Source organism: Streptomyces sp. NPDC006265 (assembly GCF_040613555.1).
GTDB lineage: Bacteria > Actinomycetota > Actinomycetes > Streptomycetales > Streptomycetaceae > Streptomyces.
The window spans coordinates 1-1,604 of the sequence record NZ_JBEXSH010001348.1 but is presented as its reverse complement, the minus strand read 5'-3'; the positions used below and the strand labels follow the sequence as shown (position 1 = coordinate 1,604).

Genomic DNA, 1,604 nt, shown 5'->3' with positions numbered 1-1,604 from the left:
GCTCACCGGCGAACTGAGCGGCGGCTGCTGCGGCCTCGCGGGAAACTTCGGCTTCGAGAAGGGCCATTTCGAGGTGTCCGCCGCCTGCGCGGAGGAGCAACTCCTGCCGTCCGTACGGGACGCCCCGGACGGCACGGTGGTCCTGGCGGACGGCTACTCCTGCCGCACCCAGCTGGAGCAGCTGGCGGGCGTGCGGGGCAGACACCTGGCCGAGGTCCTGGCCGAGGCACTGGAGGAGGGCCTCCGGCGCGACGGCGCGTGAGGCGTTCGGGCCACGGCACGGGCCCACCCGAGTGTCTGAGCCGGGGGAGGGACGGGCCCGCTCCTAGGCTCGCGGGACCAGTCACTGCCCGTCGAGGGCCGCTGCTCGAAGGAGCCCGCGCATGAGCGTACGCGTCCAGCCGATCACCCGTGAGGAGCACCTCGCGTTCGTCACGGCCCGCCCCTCCGCCAGCCACACCCAGGTCCCGTCCTGGGGAGAGGTGAAACCCGACTGGCAGGCGGAGAGCCTCGGCTGGTTCGACGGCGGCGGGCAGCTCGTCGGCGCGGGACTGGTGCTGCTGCGCCCGCTGCCCGGGCCGCGGGTGCCCGGGCTGCCGCGCTACCTCGCGTACCTGCCCGAGGGCCCGCTCCTCGACTGGTACGGGCCCGGCCTCGACCGCCTGCTGGAGCCGATGCTCGCGCACCTGAGACGGCGCGGCGCCTTCGCGGTGCGGATGGGCCCGCCGGTCGTGGTGCGCCGCTGGAGCGCCGACGCGGTCAAGACGGCGATCGCGGACCCGGCCGCCCGGCGGCTGCGCGACGTGCGGGCGACGTCGTACGAACCGCGCGCCGACCAGGTCGCGGACGGTCTGCGCCACATGGGCTGGCGGCGGTCCGAGCCCTCCGGCGAGGACGGCTTCGCCGCCGGGCAGCCCCGGTACGTCTTCCAGGTGCCGTTCGCCGGCCGGTCGCTGGAGGACGTCCACAACGGCCTGAACCAGCAGTGGCGCCGCAACATCAAGAAGGCGGAGAAGGCCGGGGTGAAGGTCGTGCGCGGCGACCTGGGGGACCTGCCGGCCTTCCACGAGCTGTACAGCGAGACCGCCGAGCGGGACCGTTTCGTCCCCCGCCCGCTGCCGTACTTCCAGCGCATGTGGAGCGCGCTCACCGCCGAACACCCGGACCGGATGCGGCTCTACCTCGCCTACCACGACGGCGAGGTGCTCGCCGCGGCCACCATGCTGATCGTCGGCGACCACGTCTGGTACTCCTACGGCGCCTCCACCAGCCGCCACCGCGAGGTCCAGCCGAGCAGCGCCGTGCAGTGGCGCATGATGACCGACGCGCACGAACTCGGCGCCGCCGTCTACGACCTGCGCGGCATCACCGACACCCTGGAGGAGTCCAGCCACCTGCTGGGCCTGCTCCGCTTCAAGGTGGGCACCGGCGGCGAGGCCGTGGAGTACCTCGGCGAATGGGACTACCCGCTCAACCGGCTGCTCTACAAGGCGTTCGACGTTTACCTTTCGCGCCGCTGAGGAAACTCCCGGGTCTTCCCAGGGAGTTCACAGCGTCGGCACACCACCCGGGCCGGCCGCCGCGACGGCCGCCACGACATGCGC

The 1,604-nt window shown here is 73.3% G+C and carries 2 protein-coding genes; both read left to right on the top strand.

All coding sequences use genetic code 11. From position 1 onward, the window contains the following. A partial coding sequence (locus ABZ281_RS48715) for a hypothetical protein (RefSeq protein WP_356665203.1) occupies window positions 1-262 on the top strand: 262 nt, incomplete at its 5' end. Between the two features lie 121 nt (window positions 263-383). Further along, entirely contained in the window at window positions 384-1,520 is a 1,137-nt protein-coding gene (locus ABZ281_RS48710) for a peptidoglycan bridge formation glycyltransferase FemA/FemB family protein (RefSeq protein WP_356665201.1), read from the top strand. The last annotated feature ends 84 nt before the right edge of the window (window positions 1,521-1,604 follow it).

What these genes read in the sequence shown, in the direction of transcription:
- ABZ281_RS48710 (WP_356665201.1), top strand. Translation starts at nt 384, where the DNA reads ATGAGCGTACGCGTCCAGCCGATCACCCGTGAGGAGCACCTCGCGTTC.